At 35.4% G+C, this 16,690-nt stretch carries 16 protein-coding genes; 2 read left to right on the top strand and 14 right to left on the bottom strand.

Annotation, left to right across the window (positions count from 1 at the left end):
- Positions 1-159: 159 nt before the first annotated feature.
- The 4 genes from hemY to F0362_RS05500 form a co-directional block, all read right to left on the bottom strand.
- The gene (gene hemY / locus F0362_RS05515) at positions 160-1,587 is read right to left on the bottom strand and encodes a protoporphyrinogen oxidase (protein WP_001228060.1); all 1,428 of its coding nucleotides are present in this window, start codon (positions 1,585-1,587) and stop codon (positions 160-162) included.
- Between the two features lie 19 nt (positions 1,588-1,606).
- Positions 1,607-2,542 (bottom strand): ferrochelatase, encoded by a 936-nt coding sequence (hemH, locus tag F0362_RS05510; RefSeq protein ID WP_000726795.1) that lies wholly within the window; start codon positions 2,540-2,542, stop codon positions 1,607-1,609.
- A 14-nt stretch (positions 2,543-2,556) separates the two neighbouring features.
- A complete protein-coding gene (hemE, locus tag F0362_RS05505; protein WP_000252625.1) occupies positions 2,557-3,603 on the bottom strand; it encodes a uroporphyrinogen decarboxylase in 1,047 nt (348 codons plus the stop codon).
- A 189-nt stretch (positions 3,604-3,792) separates the two neighbouring features.
- Entirely contained in the window at positions 3,793-5,910 is a 2,118-nt protein-coding gene (locus F0362_RS05500) for a transglycosylase domain-containing protein (protein WP_000756256.1), read from the bottom strand.
- Between the two features lie 127 nt (positions 5,911-6,037).
- Here F0362_RS05500 and hmoB point away from each other — a divergent pair, with 127 nt between their 5' ends.
- Positions 6,038-6,541, top strand: coding sequence for a heme-degrading monooxygenase HmoB (hmoB, locus tag F0362_RS05495; protein WP_000644080.1), 504 nt, complete (start codon positions 6,038-6,040; stop codon positions 6,539-6,541).
- Positions 6,542-6,670: 129 nt separating this feature from the next.
- Here the strand turns inward: hmoB and F0362_RS05490 are convergent, their stop codons facing one another.
- From F0362_RS05490 to F0362_RS05475, 4 genes are all read right to left on the bottom strand, one after another.
- On the bottom strand, positions 6,671-8,086 hold the full coding sequence (locus tag F0362_RS05490; RefSeq protein WP_000278163.1) for a PH domain-containing protein: 1,416 nt from the start codon (positions 8,084-8,086) through the stop codon (positions 6,671-6,673).
- Positions 8,079-8,555 (bottom strand): PH domain-containing protein, encoded by a 477-nt coding sequence (locus F0362_RS05485; protein WP_001182713.1) that lies wholly within the window; start codon positions 8,553-8,555, stop codon positions 8,079-8,081. The genes F0362_RS05490 and F0362_RS05485 overlap by 8 nt, the downstream gene beginning before the upstream one ends.
- A gap of 75 nt (positions 8,556-8,630) precedes the next feature.
- On the bottom strand, positions 8,631-8,927 hold the full coding sequence (locus F0362_RS05480; protein WP_000606832.1) for a hypothetical protein: 297 nt from the start codon (positions 8,925-8,927) through the stop codon (positions 8,631-8,633).
- A gap of 316 nt (positions 8,928-9,243) precedes the next feature.
- Positions 9,244-10,047 (bottom strand): MerR family transcriptional regulator, encoded by an 804-nt coding sequence (locus F0362_RS05475; RefSeq protein ID WP_000429188.1) that lies wholly within the window; start codon positions 10,045-10,047, stop codon positions 9,244-9,246.
- A 270-nt stretch (positions 10,048-10,317) separates the two neighbouring features.
- Between F0362_RS05475 and F0362_RS05470 the strand changes: the two genes are divergently transcribed.
- On the top strand, positions 10,318-10,953 hold the full coding sequence (locus F0362_RS05470) for a pentapeptide repeat-containing protein (RefSeq protein ID WP_000687253.1): 636 nt from the start codon (positions 10,318-10,320) through the stop codon (positions 10,951-10,953).
- Positions 10,954-11,064: 111 nt separating this feature from the next.
- Here F0362_RS05470 and F0362_RS05465 read toward each other — a convergent pair whose 3' ends face one another.
- The 6 genes from F0362_RS05465 to F0362_RS05435 form a co-directional block, all read right to left on the bottom strand.
- Positions 11,065-11,988, bottom strand: a complete 924-nt coding sequence (locus F0362_RS05465; RefSeq protein ID WP_149889688.1) for a hypothetical protein — start codon at positions 11,986-11,988, stop codon at positions 11,065-11,067.
- A gap of 681 nt (positions 11,989-12,669) precedes the next feature.
- A complete protein-coding gene (locus tag F0362_RS31225; protein WP_225988021.1) occupies positions 12,670-12,864 on the bottom strand; it encodes an LPXTG cell wall anchor domain-containing protein in 195 nt (64 codons plus the stop codon).
- Positions 12,865-13,051: 187 nt separating this feature from the next.
- On the bottom strand, positions 13,052-13,495 hold the full coding sequence (locus tag F0362_RS05455) for a hypothetical protein (RefSeq protein WP_080326584.1): 444 nt from the start codon (positions 13,493-13,495) through the stop codon (positions 13,052-13,054).
- 351 nt (positions 13,496-13,846) lie between these two features.
- Complete coding sequence (locus F0362_RS05445; RefSeq protein ID WP_000625392.1) at positions 13,847-14,500, bottom strand: DUF975 family protein; 654 nt, start codon at positions 14,498-14,500, stop codon at positions 13,847-13,849.
- A gap of 223 nt (positions 14,501-14,723) precedes the next feature.
- Entirely contained in the window at positions 14,724-16,154 is a 1,431-nt protein-coding gene (locus F0362_RS05440) for a PH domain-containing protein (protein WP_000278183.1), read from the bottom strand.
- On the bottom strand, positions 16,147-16,623 hold the full coding sequence (locus F0362_RS05435; protein WP_000371350.1) for a PH domain-containing protein: 477 nt from the start codon (positions 16,621-16,623) through the stop codon (positions 16,147-16,149). Before F0362_RS05435 ends, F0362_RS05440 begins: the two co-directional genes overlap by 8 nt.
- Positions 16,624-16,690 lie beyond the last annotated feature (67 nt).

Here is a 16,690-nt window from a genome sequence, read left to right as displayed (position 1 = left end):
CGTTATATAGAACTATATTTCGACAAGTTTTACAAAAAATTAATCTCAGCTATACGTTTAAAACAAAAATTACTTATGCTAAAAACAGATGGAATATGTAAGGTACAAACTTCTATTTTCCAATAAAAAACTACCACTTCATTAGGAAGTGGTAGTTTTTTATACATTCAAAGCATCTCGTTCACATTCTACTATTTTTTCAATATGTGATAACACACGTTGCGCTGCCAACTCACCTTGCCCAATACAGTCCGGCAAACCAGAACCAGCGTAAGAACTTCCAGCTAAGTACACACCTGGCAATTCTTTCTCCATAAATGTTGTAAGCTTTTTCATTCGCTCGTTATGACCTACTGTATATTGAGGCATCGCTTCTTTCCAGCGGCTTACGATTACAAACTCCGGGTCCTCTATAATATCCATCGTCTTTCGTAAGTCTTCTAGTACGAGCTGAACGAGTTCCTCTTCGGTTTGTTCTACAATCGCTTCATCACCAGGGCGTCCAACGTAACAGCGAAGAAGTACCTTACCTTCTGGCGTTGTATGCGGCCATTTTTTATGTGTCCACGTACATGCTGTAATGGAGAAGTCACTATTTCGTGATACGACAAATCCCGTTCCATCAATATCGCGCTGAATGGCTGATTTCGGAAAAGCAAGTGCTACATTCGCAACTGATGTGGACGGAATGTTGCGGAAGAAACGAAATTGTTTATACTGCGCAAACATAGAAGGCAATACTTTATGTGAGCTTGCCACTACGATGGCGTCCGCTTCTATTTCTTTTCCGTTACTAAGAGTAATCGTGTAACCATCCCCCAGTTTTGCAACTTTTTCAATGCGAGTTCCCTTTATTATCGTACCTTCATGCATCTTCACTTCGAGAGATTCTACTATAGATTCTAAACCTGTTTTCACCGTTTGGAAGATTCCTTTTTTCGGTTCAGCTTTCTCTTCTTTCGGAGCGAGCGTACGCATACCGAGTGAAATACTACGATGTTTCTGCTCAATTTGATACATTTGCGGGAAGGTCGACATTAAGCTCATTTCATCAATATCCCCTGCATAAATACCCGATAGTAATGGTTCTATTAAGTTTTCAACCACTTCGTTTCCGAGGCGATGTCTGAAAAACTGCCCGAGTGATTGGTCAGATACTGGTTTTGATCTAGGCATTAACAGATCAAAACCAGCTCTTAATTTACCAATTGGGGAGAACAACCCGGAAAATAGAAACGGCGTAATTTGCGTTGGAATTCCCATCATTGATCCACTCGGCATTTTATGTAACCGATTGTTTACGAGAATAAATGATTGACCGGCCTTATTATTTACAAGTTCATCGCCAAGACCTAATTCTCTCACCAATCTAGACGCACTTTCTTTTCGTGCTAAAAAAGAATCCGGTCCGCGTTCAATTGTAAATCCATCTTTTCGAACGGTTTGAATTTTCCCGCCAAGTTTACCCGACGCTTCTACAAGTAATGTATCTATCGGCAAGTCCTTCTCACGAATGTCTTTTTGTAAGTGATACATAGCTGTTAATCCTGTGATACCACCGCCGATGATCACAACTTTTTTCCTCAAGCAGGCTCCCCCTTTCTTCTTACAATACAGATTCTTTTTTCTTTAATACAACATCCGTTAAGCAATCAATGAATGCATCCGATGCGTTTGGCATTTCTGGACGATAATATTTCGCGCCAATTTCATCAGTCACCACTTTACACTCAAAGTCATTATCATATAAAACTTCTAAATGTTCCGCAACAAATCCAACTGGTGCATAAACAAATGAAGTATAACCGTACTTTTCATTTAATTCTCTCGTTAAATCTTGTACATCCGGACCGATCCAAGGATCTGGCGTGTTTCCTGCACTTTGCCATCCTACTGCATAGTTTGCTACTTCAGCGCCCCTTGCAATATAATCAGCTGTTTCATTTAATTGATCTGGATATGGATCGCCGAGTGCGATAATTTTCTCTGGTAAGCTGTGAGCAGATACGATTAATACTGCTTTTTCACGTTCTGCTTCTGACATACCGTTATATATACCTTTCACTGCATCGACCCAATACTGGATAAACTTCGGTTCTTTATACCAGCTATCAATGCCATGAATTGTTAAGTTTCCAAGTTTCTCAGCTTCTTCCTGCGCTCGTCCAACATATGATTTCACACTAAATGTAGAATAGTGAGGCGCAAGAACAAGTGCGATTGCATCCTCTATTTCATCGTTATGCATAGCTTGTACCGCATCTTCAATAAACGGTTCAATATGTTTTAAACCAAGATACATGTGGTACTCTACTTCATCTTGTATTTCATTTAAACGCATTTCTAACTTTTTAGCTTGCTCTAATGTAATAGTAGCTAAAGGAGAAATACCACCAATTGCACGGTAACGCTCTGTTAAATCTTCTAGCATTTCAGGACTTGGCTTTCTTCCTCTGCGAATATGTGTATAGTAACGTTCAATGTCTTCTTCTTTATATGGCGTTCCGTATGCCATTACAAGCAAACCAATTTTCTTTTTCATACAGCCAATCTCCTTTACTTCGCTAACTGTTCTTTAGAGTACTCATGAATAAATGTAGTTAAACGTTTTAATGTATCTGGATTTACTTCTGGGAATACACCGTGACCTAAGTTAAAGATATAACCCGGCTGCTTCATCCCTTGATCTAAAATACCTTTTACATGTTCTTCAATAACAGACCATGGTGCAAGTAAGAACGAAGGATCCATATTACCTTGTACCGCCTTATAAACGCCGCGTGCACGCGCTTCTTCAATCGGTAAACGCCAGTCTAAACCGACTACATCAAGAGGCAGATCATGCCATTCGTTCACTAAATGTGCAGCTCCTACGCCGTGCATAATCATCGGTACACCCATCGTACGAACTTCTGCAAAAATACGTTCCATTGCTGGTTTAATAAATACGCGATAATCTACTACATTTACTGTTCCAACCCATGAATCGAAAATTTGAACTGCTTTTGCTCCTGCGTTAATTTGCGCTTTTAAATATGTAATAACCATATCAGCAAGCTTATCCATTAAAGCGAACCAAGCTTTCGGCTCTGCATACATAAACGCTTTCGTATTATGGTAGTTACGAGATGGACCGCCTTCAATCATATAGCTCGCTAGCGTAAATGGAGCTCCTGAAAAACCGATTAACGGTACGTCTAACATTTCTGTCGTTAATAAACGAATCGTATCTAATATGTACGGTACGTCATCTTCTGGATTGATTTCCCCTAGTTTTTCTACGTCTTGTAAAGAACGGATTGGATTATCAATTACTGGTCCAATACCAGATTTAATTTCTACATCCACACCAATTGCAGGTAGTGGTGACATAATATCTTTATAAAGAATTGCTGCGTCTACGTTATATTGATCAACTGGTAACTTTGTAACGTAAGCACATAACTCTGGATTGTGTGTAATTTCAAATAAAGAATATTTTTCTTTTATCTTTCTATATTCCGGCTGCGAACGACCTGCTTGACGCATATACCATGCTGGTACATACTCTGTACGTTCCCCCCTACATGCTTTTAAAAATGTCTCATTTATAGTTCTTACCAAGACCCTTGCTCCCTTCCCTACCAATGCTTTTGCTTTAAATACGTTCTATTCCGATATTTATCTTTTTTTACTATACAGCTTGTAAAAACAAATTGCATAACATTATGTACGTTGTTCATGAAATTGACACAAACATTCGTAAAACCGCTTACTATTTTCACAACATTCTTATTATAACACAGAGAAAATCTATGGTTTAGCTACTTTTGACTTTTCTCCTTCACGGTTCGTTTGTGTGTTAAATGGCACAACGTAAAAACTCGGTTTTGAGAATATGTTAATAAACTTTTCCTCATATTCTCCGACACCTGTTACAGTACTCACATGCGTATGAATTCCGTTTTCCACTCTATAAATTCGATACATAATTCTTTCATCTGGAAGTGGTGTCCAGCTTAATTTTGCTTTAAATAAACCGAAAGGACTAAATGATAGTTTCATTTTTACATCTTCAATCTTGCGCAACCGAATTGGGGCACCAATCGTTTCTACACCTTCTGGCTGCATAAACTTTTCTTTCTGTTCTACATTTGCCTTCGTTAAAATTTTCTTAAATAACTTCGTTGCAGCTGCACTTTCGCCTTGCAATTTGTGCTCTTTATCCGTGTGATCATAGCCGACCCAAACTGCTCCCACTAAATTCGGCGTATATCCAACAAACCACATATCCCTTGCTCCATTATCATCATTAGGAATTGAAGTGGTACCCGTTTTTCCAGCCAACGCACCGTTATAGACACCTACTTTGGCTGTCCCTTCCTTTACAACTCCTTCTAACATTTTCGTCATATACCATGCTGTTTGTTTCGAGAAGACTTTCGTCTCTACTTTTGGCGATTCTCCAATGACTGCGCCGTGTCTATTTAACACTTTATCAATAACATGTGGCTCAATAATATTGCCGTTTGCTAAAAATGCACGATACATTTTTACAAGATCAAATGGTGAAACACCGTTTTTCAGCCCACCAAGCGCTGTACTTAACCCAGTATCTGCAATATGAACATTTCCTTTCTCTAAATATTGCTTTCCTTCTTCGACCCCTAACTCATTTAATAAAGAAACTGCCGGTACGTTTGCTGAATCTAAAATCGCATCATACATCGTCATTTCTTTCGTATATTGACGATTGTAATTTCGAGGTTCATAACCTTCAAAAGAAGCTTTGTCATTTGTTAATAACGAATACGGATTATACTTTTTCGTTTCTAATGCTGGTGCATAAACGATAAGTGGTTTCAGAACAGAGCCCGGTTGCCTTTTTGCAAAAATACGATTAAATCCTCTCGGGACATACTTTCTTCCGCCAATCGCAGCTTTAATCCCGCCCGTACGATTATCCATTAATAAAAATGCACCTTGCGCCCCATTTTCTTTACCAGGGAAATTGCGCGCATCTTGAAACTGGTTATACGCCACCTTTTGAATCTTTTCATCCATCGATACGACAAACGTATATCCTCCGCGAAGTACTTCTTGATGAGACAATCCGTATAAACGAGCCGCTTCATCTATGACCATATCAATATACGGCATATATGCGAGTTCATTCTCATCTAAGTTTTTATATAGAGCAATTGTCTTTCCTTGATAGCGAACGCTTTCTTCAGCAGTCAAATAACCTTGTCTATGCATAAGTGACAATACTAGATCACGGCGTTCTTTACTCTTCTCTGGAGAAAAATACGGTGAATATCCGTTTGGCGACTTCGGAAGACCTGCAAGCATTGCCCCTTCTTCTACTGTTAAATCTTCTACATTTTTATTAAAATACAACTTTGCTGCAGCTTGAATACCGTAAGCTCCATGTCCAAAATAAATATGATTCATATACATTTCAAGAATTTGTTGCTTCGTATATTTTTGCTCTAATTGAAGGGAGATTGCGACTTCCTTCAACTTACGCGTAAATGTTTTTTCACGAGTTAAAAAGACGTTTTTAGCAAGTTGCTGCGTAATCGTACTACCGCCTTCGACCTTCTCTCCAGCTAACGTGTCTTTATAAAGAGCACGGAATATTGACGGATAATCAATTCCTTGATGCTCATAAAAACGAGAATCTTCCACCGCAATAAACGACTGCTGCACGTATTTTGGAATTTGCTCGATTGGTACGAGGTCTCTATTTTCTACGTATAATTTCGTAATTTCTTTCCCTTTCTGGTCAACGATACGTGATGAAGAGTGGAAAACGAGCTGCTTTTCATCCATCATATAGCCACCAGCTAACACAATAAGTTTATAGATTACAATCGCTAATACAAGCGTCGCTAACCCACCTAATAAAGTCCACTTTACTTTCTTCATACATCGGCCTTCTTTCCAAATGATGGTACATTTATTATTTGAAAAAGAAGTATCTTTATGTATATAATCTTCGAAGTTTTTTAAGAGAGTTGATATAATAGAAACAAATAAGTAAGGGGGCACTAAAATGAAGGCTATTATTTCATACGAAACACCTCTAGAACAAGCACATTTCACTGCAAAAAATAATGAAAAAGATATGTTTTATAAAGAAAATACAGAAGAATCTGTAGAAGGATCTCTTCAATATGACGTACTAGATGCTGTTGGCGAATTTAAAGGACAACCTGGCTATATCGTTTGTAACAACATTTCTGTCACAGACGAAGGTCGCCCTGTATTTGAAAACCGTTTTAAAAACCGTGCAGGCCTTATTGAAAACGAACCAGGATTTCAAGCGATCCGCGTTCTACGCCCATTAAGTAACGATACATATGTCATCTTAACGATGTGGGAAACAGAGCAAAACTTTAAAGACTGGACAGAATCACGTTCATTCGAAAACGCTCATAAAAAACGTCCTGCACAAGCAGAGGGACAATCACAGGCTCAGGCGCATCCACATGCAGAACAGCAAAAGAGTATTTTCTCTCGTCCTTCTTTTGTGACTACTTTTGATGTGTTAGTTTAATTAAAAAGTAATACAACACTAGGAGTACGTGAAATTATACCAACGATTTTTCGAATATATCTATCACATCTTGAAATATATCAACGATTCGACTAAAGATATCCATTTAATAACAAAAAGGAAACACCACTACACACCGGTGTTTCCTTTTTCTTTGTACCAATTATATATACGAAGTGTGTCCTCTTTTCGCATGTGCTTCACTTTATAACGATGCCCTGCTACCGATACGGCAGCTGTACATAACTCGTCTTTCTTTTGAAAATATGATTGATTGTACCCCACCGCTTGAATATGCCTTCTACGCATGATTCCTGTATATTTCGCAAGACCTCTGTATACCATCGTTAATTGATTTTCTCTCATCATATAACCGCCGCTAGTATAACGAGCGTATGCGAGTATTGTAAATCCGATACATAGCGGGATAAGAGTGAATAACGCGATATATTGTTTGAAATATATACTCGCACTAACGATCGGCACAGCGAGCACAGCAGTTGTAATCCAGCCCATGATGATGTAACGGCGCAATGCCGCTTTCGGTAAATAAACGATTTCCTCTTCCATTTCATACGGCAACTGTAAATATGCGAGTAACTGCTGCACATCTTTTTTCTTCATAAAAGGATGTAGCATCACTTCATTCCCAGCGGATTCTATACTTTGAATGACTTCTACTTCCACAGAACAATAACCGAAAGGCTGACGGAGAATGCCTTCTTTCACAGTAATTGCTTGAATACGGTGCAATTTTAACACAAACTCTTTCTTATCAAATAACCCTTGTACGATGCGAATTTCATTTCCGTTTCGCTCAATTTTAAAGTTTGCATATTTTAACGCATAGCCTGCTGTTGAAATAACCCAAGAAATTGCCATTAAAATTGCTGCCATAACGATTAATTCATATACACCGTTATCCATCACATACGCTTCCACTTTATTAATGAGCCATTCTGGTAGAAATTGATTAAACTCTGTGTAAAGGATTACTAACATAGAAAACACTAATCCAAATCTACCAGATGTAATAGATGCGAATAAAATTTCTTTCGCTTTTAACTGATAAACTGTCTTACTACCTTCTTCCGCAGGCACCTCTTCAGCCACAACGCTTCTTTCTTTATGCAATAAAGCAATTAGTGCCTTCGCTTCATCTTCTTTAATACCAGCTAACATCACTTCTGGCTCACTACCGCCGCCTGCAACTTCTATATTTAATTTTGTAAGTCCAAGTATTTGATAAATGATGTTAGAAGATGTACTAACATTTTGCACACGTTCTTTATTTAAGTAGCTTTCTTTCTTTACAAACACACCATGCTTTATATGTAAAATATTATTCTCAATCCAGTACACTTTGAAATACCATTTCACAGCGGAGAAAATAGCCATCACGAATAAAAGAAACAACAAAACAAAATAAAATAAATACCAAGGCTCATTTTCATCAGAGCGAAATATTACAAGAAGGATAAAAGGAAATAAACCCGAAATTCGAATACTCAATAATATCGTGATCGGATGCTGCCTCTTATACATCCTTATCACTCACTTTCGCAAGTTCTCCAATTTGTCTTTTCAGCTGTTCTGCTTCTTCTTTCGTTAAACCTGGAATACTATGAGAAGTTGCTGCTGTTGAAATGTGTAATTCTGCTAAATTATACTTTCTCATAATCGGCCCTTGCTCAATCGTTACGTGCTGCACACGGATCATCGGAATAAGTACACGTTTTACAACGAACATTCCCTTTTGAATCTCAATCTCTTCTTCATTTAATCTGTAACTATAATAGCGTTGACGTAAATTTGGAAATACAAAATAATCAAGCGGGATAAATGTAATAGCGCCTGTTACTAACAATCCGAACAGCCAACCCCACCAGTTAAAGTTAATCATAAAAAAGAAATACGCAATTACGACTGCTAGTATAACTGCCGCCCCAATTAAAGCGTGAATTCGCCACACTTTCAGCATATTAGAATGAATCTCCCTTTCTAACGGCTGCATCTCATCACTCCAATTATATGAATGTATTACTTATATATTAGTTGGTATATACATTTTTGTAAAATTATAGTTTTTTTACATCGTATCAAGCATTTCTTTAAAATTCCCTTCATTAATCGAATACACTTGAAACTGGATGTAATCTATCTCATTCGTATCTGGTTTAGCAAATGGCAAAATGTTAAATCTCGCCGCCGATCTTCCTAGCATATCTACAATCATAAGAGAAACGCCAATATATTTGAAGTCTATACGGAATACTACTGCTTCTTTTGTAAACTCATAATCTTTAATCGCATCATAAGACTTATTCGCACTTATGAGCGTCACTTTTAATAATTGATTTAAATTTTCTGGTTTAAAATTAATCATATATACAGCTCCTTTTTTTAACAAAAAACTACTAAAATAGTGTAATCTTTTCCTTTCACGGCTTCACACATCAATTATATAAAAAATAAAGCTAGTTTTTTATAAATTTTTTGATATAATTACATACGGGAAAAGGGAAGAATTTTGTCTTCCCTTGTGTTTTTTATTTGCATCTAGTACTTTTGCTAGATGCCTTTTTTTATACTAAAAAAGCATCCTCAAAGTATGTGAGGATACCTTTTCAACAATTGTACTTACATAATCCAGCTTCATTTTCTAGTTTATATTATTTCTGAGTATACTCTAAAGTTCGTTTTCATTCATTCCCTATAAGCAATTGCATTTGGCAACTGTAAGAATCCGTACTAAAAAACTCATCTAATAATTCCACTTCAATGCAATTTTTAATTGTTACATTATTTTTCTCTATATAATCTTTTAATTTCTCCATACTTTCTTCTTTATTATTCTTTTTATAGGCCAGCGTTAAATAGTTACCTTCTGGTAAGATATCTATATTTTGCTCTTTCTGTGTGTAATCATATTTACATAACACAGAAAAAGCATACTTTGGTTCAAATCTATATTTTGAATGAACCGTATATGCTATACCAATCTCCATCGTTGTTTCTAAATTTCTCTCCTGAATAATTTTATCTACCTCTGAATAATAAAGGAATTCTTTAAAATTACCCACTTCTTTGCATGGAGCAGTGACGATATAACGTTTCTCAAAATACTGTATTGTTATTTGATTATGTACTAGTACCTTTTTAGCGACTTGTACACTATTATCTAGTTTATCAATCGTATGAATGACTGCTTGCATCTCTTTTATCTTTTGCTCAGTTTCTTCTCTTTTTAATGCTAAAAATTTTAATAATTCATCCATATTCTTTTCCGTGAAAATTTTTTGCAGTTCTTTCGTACTCGTTCCTAAAGCTCTACAAACTTTAATTATATCAATATAAACAAATTGATCTACCGAATAGTATCTATAACCCGTTTTTGCATCAATATATACTGGGATAAGAATGCCTGTTTGATGATAATATCTTAAAGCTTTTATTGTAATGCCTTTCATATTAGCAACTTCACCAATAGAAAATAAATTTTCCAATTTATATCGCCCCCTTATTCTTGACTCTCCTCTAAAGGGAGACGTTATTATTTTATCGTTAAAGTTAGTGGAAGGATAATAAAAAATGGGTCGTGTAAAATATGGAAACCTTAAAAGAAAAGATTATAAATAAGTGAGTTTAAAAATCAACTTGGCAGTCTTAGAAAAGTTACTAGGTGCCATTACAATCATCGAATTTATTTAAAAAAGAGGTTAAAATAGATGATACATTTTTTCTAGCTAACTAATTCAATGAAAGAAGGATATAATATGAAAATTGATAGACCAAAAATTTCGCCAGAGTTATCTTTAAAGAATTTTCACGATATTTTTTATGAAGAAGATTCAACATTAGAAATGTGTGAAATCATCGATTCCACTTTTGAAAATGAATCTGTAGATAGAGTGCGTTTATATAATGCAGTGATAAAAAATTGTAAGTTTACCAATACAGACTTTAGCAGTATTGATATTACAGATGTTTGTTTTGAGAACTGCGATTTATCAAATGTTAATTTAAGCAACTCTTCTGTTCACAGAGTCGAATTTAAAAACAGTAAATTAATTGGCGTTAATTTTACAGAATCTAGCTTAGGAAATGTTACATTTGAAAATTCAATTTTGAATTTAGCTTCACTTGGAAATTCTAAACTAGAAAAGATCATATTTAATGCAACTTCATTAAATAATGCAGATTTTTTTGACTGTAAACTAAAAAAAGTTGAATTCAATTCATGTAGCCTTGACGAAGCAAATTTTGATCAAACATCACTGAAGGGAATAGATATTAGTTCTTCTAATTTTGATACACTTACCGTTTCAGTGAACAATCTAAGAGGATGTAAAGTATCATCATATCAAGCTATTCAGTTTGCAACATTACTCGGATTAATAATTAAAGATTAGTCATAAAGAACGATTTAAAATGTAAAAAGGTATCCTCGTACTTGAAGGATACCTTTTTATTATCTCTATTTTTGACAGATTACTGTTTTGTATCATATTCTTTTCATCAATCTAGTGCACTTCAACAATTGTACCATCTTCGAATACTTTGAATACACCAGTAAATCCTGATCCAGCTGCACCTTCTATTTTATATGTCGTACGCACTCTTATTTGATAATATTTCTTTCCATTTTCTACTTGCGTATTCTCTAACGTGTAATCATATTCTTCTTTATATTCATTTTTAATATATTCTTTAGCTTTCTCAAAAGTAAATGCATCTTGATTCTTTCCTGTCTCTACCTCTTGATTCTTCTCTGGATCTGTTTTTTGGTTCTTTTCTGCCTCTACTTTTTGGTTCTTTTCTGTTGCTACCTTTTGATTCTTTTCAGGCTCCACTTTTTGACTCGTTCCTGCATCTGTTTTTTGTGCCTTCGGTGCTGCTGTTTCACTCTTTGCAGTTTTTTCCTCTTCACCAATTTTAGTAACTAATCCTACAGCTTTTTTATTATATTCTTCAAAGTTCTTGTTACCTTTCGTTTCGGAAACTAGCTTATCTAATATCTCTTTCGCTTCTGCATAATTTTTCTTACTTATGAACTCTTCACTTTTCGTCAGTTGCTCGCTATATTTCTTTTTTTGTTCTAAGATGGCTAGTAATGCTGTTCGTTCTTCCTTCGCTTGTTTTAACAGCGTATTACTTCCATTCTTCACGCTCTCTACTTTTTCAAATGACTTGATTGACTCTTCTACCTTTGTTTCCTCTTTTAACTTCACTGCTTCAATCATTGCTTTCGTTTGTTCTACAAGTACTTTTACATCTGAATCATCTTTTTTCTCATCTAGCGCTCGTTCAAATGACGATAAGGCTGTTTTATATTCTTTATTCGTTAGTGCAGTCTTTCCCTCATCCATTGCTTTTTCAAAGTTCCCATTACTACATCCAGCCAACATTAAAAATGTAAGTCCAATTACCGTTAATAACTTTCTCATTTTCTCTCCCCCTATATACTCCTAAAACAATAACATCATATGTATAAAAGTCTGTGTAGTACTTAGACTAACAGTAAAATATGTACTACATTGTGTGCGGGAAAGGAAGTACATTTCATTTACTATCATTACTTAAAACTCTAAATAGTTGGTAGTCTTCTTCTTTTAAGACCGAAAGGAATTTTAATAATGCGGATAAAGCTCCCACTCAAAATCTTTACTACACACTCTCATACACATAGAAAAACCATTTTTAGTTTATAGTTTGTTATTTCTTCAACTTTAAATATTCTCAGTTGATTGGAAATACGAACTACAACTCGTAATCTATCGAAAACATAAGAAAACAAAACGTAACAAAAGTTACGTTTTGTAACTTATCTGTAACACAAATGTAACATAACGTTTTTAAACATACAATAGTTTTTTTTCACATTATTTTCCCTACCTACCGTTGGACTATCCCCCTTCAAACATGTAAGGAAAGAAACTTCTTTCCTTACGCGTTAAAATTAATTACATAGATAGCCCTTTTTTCAACAAAACACTATGAAAACGTGAGGACATTTATCTTCCCTTGTATTTTTATTTGCATCTAGTACTTTTGCTAGATGCTTTTTTTATGCCAAATAAAATAAAAAAGGTATCCTCAAATACTTGAAGGATACCTTTTCACTTTTATTATCTCTGCTGTTTTCTACCTAATACGAGTAATCCAAAACTCATCATTACAAGAAATGCTCCCATATATGGTTCCACAGGCATTTTCTGTCCTGTCTTCGGTAATTCTTTTTCAGGTTTTTCTGGATTTGGTGTTCCAGGCTTCTCTGGATCTGTTGTTTCCGGTTTTTCTGGACCTGGGGGTTCTTCTTCTATTGTTCTACCCCGCTATTTGCCGGCCAGTAAAACTCCCACCTCAAAATTCAGCTAGAACAAAGGGGTTAGGCGGGAGGTCAACTGTCCATAAATGCCCGATTGGTGAGGGCTAATAATCAGTGGGGAATGAACAAAATCCCCACTGATTAAAGTTTCACCTTATACCCACAACACGGACAAGTGTATTTCATGTTCCCACTCCATTACTAACTTGTTTTTTCTCCCATATATCCCGACCCACAAAGAATGTAACAGCACAAATCATAGTTATCCCCATGAAAAAAATATTGGAATCTTCATATGTATTTGGAATCCCTACCGTTATGAAAACAATACTAAAAGCTAAGAGTAAATATAATAATACAGATATAATATAGCTCAATTTAAATCGTAAAATGATACCTCTAAACAATATCTCACCAAGAAGACATCCACCTAAAATAATAGGTACTCCGAAATACAATGTAAGGACTCCCATTTGCGAAATAGATTGAATTATCTTTCCAAGTATGTTCGGCGAAATCATCTCATTATTTTTTCTCATCCTATCATATAAATCAAGTGCCGTTGCTGAAATAAAGAAACTTAATATAGAAAATGAATACGGAATTAAAAATTTGCTCACTCTCATTCACCTCACTTTTTTCCTTTCATATATATTATTCACTATTTTCTATCATTTTCACATAAAAAAATAACCCTCTATGATAAATCATAGAGGGAAGAATTTCTATATAAAAACCTATACCTTATCCTGAAGTGAATCCCAAAACAGAACACATATCAAAACATCTAAACCATCTGCTCCCTATATTCAGTTTAGATGTTTTATCCCGCTATTTGCGGGCAGTAAGACCCCCACCTCAAAATTTAGCGAAAGCAAAGAAGTTAGGTGAGGAATCAACTGCCCGTAAACGCCCGATTAGTTCAACTAATAATCAGTGGGGATGAAGAACCCCCCACTGATTAAAGTTTCACTTTATTAGAAAGTAGTACCTTCTTTTTTGTAATATTCTTTTGAAATCTCTTCATAAAACGCTGCCGATGTCGAATAGAAGTAAGGTGCTAACCATAAGAAACCGATTCCGATAGTAAGAATACTTAAAATGAACCAGCCAAGGAAACTTAAGCATAGTAAAAAGTAATCCATTTTATGTCCGTTCATCATACGGCGACTTTCAGTAATTGCTTGATTCGCTGTATATTCTGGATGATCATTCAAAATAAAATACGTCATAGAATAAGAAAATGATTTAATAATACCCGGAATAATAAGAAGTAATGTCCATAGAATTACGTATACATACATTAGTAAATATGTTAAAAATGCTTTCATAAACTTACTTCCATCGCTAAACCATCTAAATACATGACCAATACTAGCATTAGTTCCACGAATTACATTTAAAACTAGGTAATAAGCACCCGTTGTTAACGGACCGATAATAAGCATTGCAATAATAGTTACTGTAAGCGAATCACTTGCTTCTTCCCAACCCCAAAACATTGAGAAAATACCTGTCGTTAGAAATTCCACAGCTCCAATAAGAATTCCAATTAATAAGGTTGCTCCTACTGCTAATCCCCATTTTCCTTTTAATGCATCAAGTGCTTCTCTTTTCAACTGACTTATCATACATAGCCTCCTAATATTATTTCTACATTAGTATACCATTTATATCAAATATTTCACGAATTTCCCTGAAATAGAAGTATACTTCCTTTTTCCTGATACATATTCATTTATGTGCGCTGTAGTCCTCATATATGGATTGGACTAAAGAAAACTTAGTTCAATTGTAAACTACTCATTTCTCTATAAAAAAGCCTGCCTATCATACTAGGCAAGCCTTTTTAAACTAATCCTCACTTATTCTCTTCTTATACCAATCCTGCATTCTCTCTGCATCTTCTACTCTCGTATGCTCTAATTTATAATTCGATGATGCACTAGAAAACTTATACGTACATAAGTCTACGCGGCGCTGGAAATATGATTGTGTCTTCTCCATTGATTGGACGTGTCTTCTTCTGACAAGTCCTGTATATTTTCCAATACTACGATACACAATTGTAATTTGTTCTCCGTTTACACCGTAACCATTTGTTTTAAATGTTGCGTATCCAAGTGTAAAGATGAGGATCGCGAGCGGTAATAATGCCCACATGATGTAATACTTTTCAAAGTATATGCTGATTCCCGTCAGCGGGATTGCTAGCATGGCGAAGAAGATGAAACTATCAATGAGATAGCGACGCAATGCTGCTTTTGGTAATGAAATAATGTTTGTATTCAGTTCGTATGGTAATTGTAAATGGGTGAGTAACTGTTGCACGCGATCTTTTCGAATGATAGGATGTAGCGTAACTTTTTCTTCTTTTCCTTCACTTTGAATGACTTCTACTTGCACAGCACAATAACCGAATGGTTGGCGTAATATACCTTCTTTTATCGTAATACCTTGAATGCGGTGTAACTTTAATACGAGTTCTTTTTTCTCCAGTAATCCTTGCGAAATACGGACTTCATCATTTTTTCGATTGACTGTGAAATCCCCATGTTTTAACGCATATCCAATTGTAGATATAATCCAAGAAACGACAAGTAAAATAGCTACCATGTAAATCCAGCCATATATATCATGATCCATAACATAAGACTCTACGCTATTTTTGATCCATTTCGGAATATACTCGTCCACTTGGTTATAAACGAAAAATATTAAAGAGAATAATAATCCAAATTGACCAGATGTAACAGACGCTATTAAAATCTCTTTCCACGTTAACTTGTACTCTGTCGTTTGTTTTTCCTCTGTAATAATTTCTTTTTGTACTACTTCTTCTGATGTTTCTTCTACTTTTACTACCGAGGTTGGCTCATTTAACATTGTAATAAGCTTTGTTGCCTCTTCTACCGTAATACCAGCTAAACTAACTTCCGGCTCATTTCCTCCGCCAGCTGTTTCAATTTTAATTTTCTTTAGTCCTAACACTTGGTACAGCATGCCTGAACTTGTATTAATCGTTTGAACACGTTCTTTATTTAAGTAGCTCTCCTTCTTCACAAAGAGCCCTTCTTTAATATGTAATACGTTATTTTCGACCCAATATACTTTGTAGTACCAGCCTACGATAGCTGAAACAATCGTGATTACCGCAAAACCGATAGGAACTAAATACCAAAATGGAAACTTTCCTTTTAAACTAAAAAGAAAAATAATAAATGGTATAAAATCTGTTATTTTTAATTCTAATAACATCGTGATTGGATGCTGCCTCTTATACATCCTCATCACTCACTTTCGCTAATTCTGCGATTTTCGTTTTCAACATTTCTGCCTCATACATCGTTAAACCTGGGATACTATGAGAAGTCGCCGCTGTTGAAATGTGTAATTCTGCTAATCCGTATTTCCTCATAATTGGCCCTTGTTCAATTGTAACGTGCTGCACACGAATCATCGGTACTAATACACGTTTTACGACGAAAAGACCGTGCTGAATTTCAAGTTCTTCTTCATTTAGTTGGTAGCTATAGTAACGTTGACGCAATTTCGGGAATGTAAAGTAATCAAGCGGCGTATATACAATTGTTAATCCGATGAGCACATAAAAAATCCAAGCCCACCAATTAAACTTAATCATAAAGAAAAGATATGCCAAAATGACGATAATACTAATTCCTAACTCAATTAAGGAACGCGTTTTCCACACCTTGACCATGTCAGGGTGAATTTCATTTTTCAATGGATCCATGTAACCACTCCAAATCTAGTAATCTAATATATGAATACTCTCAATCTATATTTTACATAACTTTACA

It is taken from the genome of Bacillus sp. BS98 (assembly GCF_008432245.1).
Classification (GTDB): domain Bacteria; phylum Bacillota; class Bacilli; order Bacillales; family Bacillaceae_G; genus Bacillus_A; species Bacillus_A toyonensis.
Note: the sequence above shows the minus strand (reverse complement) of the source record. Positions and strands in the feature narration are given on the sequence as shown.

Excerpts from the sequence above, each read along its gene's own strand:
- F0362_RS05435 (WP_000371350.1), bottom strand. The coding sequence starts at position 16,623 with ATGGATCCATTGAAAAATGAAATTCACCCTGACATGGTCAAGGTGTGG.
- F0362_RS05480 (WP_000606832.1), bottom strand. The coding sequence starts at position 8,927 with ATGATTAATTTTAAACCAGAAAATTTAAATCAATTATTAAAAGTGACG.
- F0362_RS05445 (WP_000625392.1), bottom strand. The coding sequence starts at position 14,500 with ATGATAAGTCAGTTGAAAAGAGAAGCACTTGATGCATTAAAAGGAAAA.
- F0362_RS05470 (WP_000687253.1), top strand. The coding sequence starts at position 10,318 with ATGAAAATTGATAGACCAAAAATTTCGCCAGAGTTATCTTTAAAGAAT.
- F0362_RS05485 (WP_001182713.1), bottom strand. The coding sequence starts at position 8,555 with ATGCAGCCGTTAGAAAGGGAGATTCATTCTAATATGCTGAAAGTGTGG.
- F0362_RS05500 (WP_000756256.1), bottom strand. The coding sequence starts at position 5,910 with ATGAAGAAAGTAAAGTGGACTTTATTAGGTGGGTTAGCGACGCTTGTA.
- F0362_RS05465 (WP_149889688.1), bottom strand. The coding sequence starts at position 11,988 with ATGAGAAAGTTATTAACGGTAATTGGACTTACATTTTTAATGTTGGCT.
- F0362_RS05490 (WP_000278163.1), bottom strand. The coding sequence starts at position 8,086 with ATGTATAAGAGGCAGCATCCGATCACGATATTATTGAGTATTCGAATT.
- F0362_RS05440 (WP_000278183.1), bottom strand. The coding sequence starts at position 16,154 with ATGTATAAGAGGCAGCATCCAATCACGATGTTATTAGAATTAAAAATA.
- F0362_RS05455 (WP_080326584.1), bottom strand. The coding sequence starts at position 13,495 with ATGAGAGTGAGCAAATTTTTAATTCCGTATTCATTTTCTATATTAAGT.
- hmoB (WP_000644080.1), top strand. The coding sequence starts at position 6,038 with ATGAAGGCTATTATTTCATACGAAACACCTCTAGAACAAGCACATTTC.
- hemH (WP_000726795.1), bottom strand. The coding sequence starts at position 2,542 with ATGAAAAAGAAAATTGGTTTGCTTGTAATGGCATACGGAACGCCATAT.